The following is a 5062-nucleotide window of genomic DNA, read 5'->3' on the forward strand; positions in this document are numbered from 1 at the left end:
CTTTCTCTTCGCTTTCGCAAAGACAAACAAACAATCTGTGTGAGCACTCAGCCAAAGGCTGGTATCGCAGGTAAGGAGGTGATCCAACCGCAGGTTCCCCTACGGTTACCTTGTTACGACTTCACCCCAGTCATGAATCACAAAGTGGTAAGCGCCCCCCGAAGGTTAAGCTACCTACTTCTTTTGCAACCCACTCCCATGGTGTGACGGGCGGTGTGTACAAGGCCCGGGAACGTATTCACCGTAGCATTCTGATCTACGATTACTAGCGATTCCGACTTCATGGAGTCGAGTTGCAGACTCCAATCCGGACTACGACATACTTTATGGGATTCGCTCACTATCGCTAGCTTGCCGCCCTTTGTATATGCCATTGTAGCACGTGTGTAGCCCTGACCCGTAAGGGCCATGATGACTTGACGTCATCCCCACCTTCCTCCGGTTTATCACCGGCAGTCTCCTTTGAGTTCCCGCCATCACGCGCTGGCAACAAAGGATAAGGGTTGCGCTCGTTGCGGGACTTAACCCAACATTTCACAACACGAGCTGACGACAGCCATGCAGCACCTGTCTCACAGTTCCCGAAGGCACCAATCCATCTCTGGAAAGTTCTGTGGATGTCAAGAGTAGGTAAGGTTCTTCGCGTTGCATCGAATTAAACCACATGCTCCACCGCTTGTGCGGGCCCCCGTCAATTCATTTGAGTTTTAACCTTGCGGCCGTACTCCCCAGGCGGTCGATTTAACGCGTTAGCTCCGGAAGCCACGCCTCAAGGGCACAACCTCCAAATCGACATCGTTTACAGCGTGGACTACCAGGGTATCTAATCCTGTTTGCTCCCCACGCTTTCGCACCTGAGCGTCAGTCTTTGTCCAGGGGGCCGCCTTCGCCACCGGTATTCCTCCAGATCTCTACGCATTTCACCGCTACACCTGGAATTCTACCCCCCTCTACAAGACTCTAGCTTGCCAGTTTCAAATGCAGTTCCCACGTTGAGCGCGGGGATTTCACATCTGACTTAACAAACCGCCTGCGTGCGCTTTACGCCCAGTAATTCCGATTAACGCTTGCACCCTCCGTATTACCGCGGCTGCTGGCACGGAGTTAGCCGGTGCTTCTTCTGCGAGTAACGTCATAGCAGCAGCGTATTAAGCTGCTCCCTTTCCTCCTCGCTGAAAGTGCTTTACAACCCGAAGGCCTTCTTCACACACGCGGCATGGCTGCATCAGGGTTTCCCCCATTGTGCAATATTCCCCACTGCTGCCTCCCGTAGGAGTCTGGACCGTGTCTCAGTTCCAGTGTGACTGGTCATTCTCTCAAACCAGTTAGAGATCGTCGCCTTGGTGAGCCATTACCCCACCAACTAGCTAATCCCACCTGGGTTCATCCGATAGCATGAGGTCCGAAGAGCCCCCACTTTGGTCCGTAGACATTATGCGGTATTAGCTACAGTTTCCCGTAGTTATCCCCCTCTATCGGGCAGATCCCCAGGCATTACTCACCCGTCCGCCGCTCGTCACCCAAGAAGCAAGCTTCTTTGTGCTACCGCTCGACTTGCATGTGTTAGGCCTGCCGCCAGCGTTCAATCTGAGCCATGATCAAACTCTTCAATTTAAAGTTTGTCGCTCGAAATAACTAGCAAATAAATTGTCAGTCACTCGTTTAACTAAGTATCTTTTGGATAGTCAGCGTCTTCAACGAGTGCCCACACAGATTGTCTGATTAATTTTTTAAAGAGCAGCGCAAAAAGCCCATCCTTTCGGATGGGCTTCTTACTTATTTGATGCCTGGCAGTTCCCTACTCTCGCATGGGGAGACCCCACACTACCATCGGCGCTACGGCGTTTCACTGCTGAGTTCGGCATGGGGTCAGGTGGGACCACCGCGCTATCGCCGCCAGGCAAATTCTTCTATTCTATTTACATAACCGCCATTTCATGGCCATTACGCTAAATCTGAAAACGCACTGATAAATTCTGTTTTGCTCTCAAAAACATCGTCTGAACTTCATCGTCCAACATAACTTTGGCGTTGTATGGTTAAGCCTCACGGGCAATTAGTACAGGTTAGCTCAACGTATCGCTACGCTTACACACCCTGCCTATCTACGTCGTAGTCTCCAACAACCCTTTAGGAGGCTCTAGGCCTCAGGGATGACTCATCTCGGGGCAAGTTTCGCGCTTAGATGCTTTCAGCGCTTATCTCTTCCGTATTTAGCTACCCGGCAATGCCACTGGCGTGACAACCGGAACACCAGAGATACGTCCACTCCGGTCCTCTCGTACTAGGAGCAGCCCCCCTCAATCATCCAACGCCCACGACAGATAGGGACCGAACTGTCTCACGACGTTCTAAACCCAGCTCGCGTACCACTTTAAATGGCGAACAGCCATACCCTTGGGACCAACTTCAGCCCCAGGATGTGATGAGCCGACATCGAGGTGCCAAACACCGCCGTCGATATGAACTCTTGGGCGGTATCAGCCTGTTATCCCCGGAGTACCTTTTATCCGTTGAGCGATGGCCCTTCCATGCAGAACCACCGGATCACTATGACCTACTTTCGTATCTGCTCGACCTGTCCGTCTCGCAGTTAAGCTGGCTTATGCCATTGCACTAACCTCCTGATGTCCGACCAGGATTAGCCAACCTTCGTGCTCCTCCGTTACTCTTTAGGAGGAGACCGCCCCAGTCAAACTACCCACCAGACACTGTCCGCATCCCGGATTACGGGACCACGTTAGAACATCAAACATTAAAGGGTGGTATTTCAAGGTCGGCTCCACGCAAACTGGCGTTCACGTTTCAATGCCTCCCACCTATCCTACACATCAAGGCTCAATATTCAGTGTCAAGCTATAGTAAAGGTTCACGGGGTCTTTCCGTCTTGCCGCGGGTACACTGCATCTTCACAGCGATTTCAATTTCACTGAGTCTCGGGTGGAGACAGCCTGGCCATCATTACGCCATTCGTGCAGGTCGGAACTTACCCGACAAGGAATTTCGCTACCTTAGGACCGTTATAGTTACGGCCGCCGTTTACCGGGGCTTCGATCAAGAGCTTCGCTTGCGCTAACCCCATCAATTAACCTTCCGGCACCGGGCAGGCGTCACACCGTATACGTCCACTTTCGTGTTTGCACAGTGCTGTGTTTTTAATAAACAGTTGCAGCCAGCTGGTATCTTCGACTGACTTCAGCTCCATCCGCAAGGGACTTCACCTACCGTCAGCGTGCCTTCTCCCGAAGTTACGGCACCATTTTGCCTAGTTCCTTCACCCGAGTTCTCTCAAGCGCCTGAGTATTCTCTACCTGACCACCTGTGTCGGTTTGGGGTACGATTTCTGGTGACCTGATGCTTAGAGGCTTTTCCTGGAAGCGTAGTATCAGCTACTTCAGCACCGTAGTGCTTCGTCATCACGCCTCAGTGTTATGCAGAAAACCGGATTTACCTAGTCTTCCCACCTTCACGCTTAAACCGGGACAACCGTCGCCCGGATAGCCTAACTTTCTCCGTCCCCCCTTCGCAGTCACCACAAGTACGGGAATATTAACCCGTTTCCCATCGACTACGCTTTTCAGCCTCGCCTTAGGGGTCGACTCACCCTGCTCCGATTAACGTTGAACAGGAACCCTTGGTCTTCCGGCGGGGGAGTTTTTCACTCCCCTTATCGTTACTTATGTCAGCATTCGCACTTCTGATACGTCCAGCATGCCTCACAGCACACCTTCTACCGCTTACAGAACGCTCCCCTACCCAATAACGCCTAAACGTCATTGCCGCAGCTTCGGTGCATGGTTTAGCCCCGTTAAATCTTCCGCGCAGGCCGACTCGACTAGTGAGCTATTACGCTTTCTTTAAATGATGGCTGCTTCTAAGCCAACATCCTAGCTGTCTGAGCCTTCCCACATCGTTTCCCACTTAACCATGACTTTGGGACCTTAGCTGGCGGTCTGGGTTGTTTCCCTCTTCACGACGGACGTTAGCACCCGCCGTGTGTCTCCCGGATAGTACTCTACGGTATTCGGAGTTTGCATGGGGTTGGTAAGTCGGGATGACCCCCTAGCCCAAACAGTGCTCTACCCCCGTAGGTATTCGTCCGAGGCGCTACCTAAATAGCTTTCGGGGAGAACCAGCTATCTCCCGGTTTGATTGGCCTTTCACCCCCAGCCACAAGTCATCCGCTAATTTTTCAACATTAGTCGGTTCGGTCCTCCAGTTAGTGTTACCCAACCTTCAACCTGCCCATGGCTAGATCACCGGGTTTCGGGTCTATACCCTGCAACTAAAGCGCCCTATTAAGACTCGGTTTCCCTACGGCTCCCCTATTCGGTTAACCTTGCTACAGAATATAAGTCGCTGACCCATTATACAAAAGGTACGCAGTCACACCACGAAGGTGCTCCTACTGCTTGTACGTACACGGTTTCAGGTTCTATTTCACTCCCCTCACAGGGGTTCTTTTCGCCTTTCCCTCACGGTACTGGTTCGCTATCGGTCAGTCAGGAGTATTTAGCCTTGGAGGATGGTCCCCCCATCTTCAAACAGGATACCACGTGTCCCGTCTTACTCATCGAGCTCACAACCAGTGCACTTTCATGTACGGGGCTATCACCCTGTATCGCCGGCCTTTCCAGGCCGTTCCATTAACACACTGGCTGATGTTGACTCTGGGCTGCTCCGCGTTCGCTCGCCGCTACTAACGGAATCTCGGTTGATTTCTTTTCCTCGGGGTACTTAGATGTTTCAGTTCTCCCGGTTCGCCTCGTTAAGCTATGTATTCACTTAACGATACCTAAGTTATCTTAGGTGGGTTTCCCCATTCGGACATGGTTGGTTAATAGCGCTTCATCCCAGCTCACCAACCCTTTTCGCAGGGTAGCACGTCCTTCATCGCCTCTGACTGCCAAGGCATCCACCGTGTACGCTTAGTCACTTAACCATACAACCCAAAATTATTTCAGATTGATGAAAGTACTAAACTGGTCATATGCCAGTTTCTCAAGACGCTTGTTCTTAAGAACTTCAGTTATTTATCAGCTTGTTTCCAAATTTTTAAAGA

General features: G+C 51.6%; 3 rRNA genes. All 3 read right to left on the minus strand.

The features are described 5' to 3' along the window. Positions 1–71: 71 nt before the first annotated feature. The 3 genes from AC1HDJ_RS13415 to AC1HDJ_RS13425 all read right to left on the minus strand — a co-directional run bounded on the left by AC1HDJ_RS13415 (position 72) and on the right by AC1HDJ_RS13425 (position 4942). A 16S ribosomal RNA gene (locus tag AC1HDJ_RS13415) occupies positions 72–1614 on the minus strand. Positions 1615–1785: 171 nt separating this feature from the next. After that, a 5S ribosomal RNA gene (gene rrf, locus AC1HDJ_RS13420) occupies positions 1786–1901 on the minus strand. A gap of 134 nt (positions 1902–2035) precedes the next feature. Next, a 23S ribosomal RNA gene (locus tag AC1HDJ_RS13425) occupies positions 2036–4942 on the minus strand. Positions 4943–5062 lie beyond the last annotated feature (120 nt).

The organism is Plesiomonas sp. ISS29, assembly GCF_056522795.1.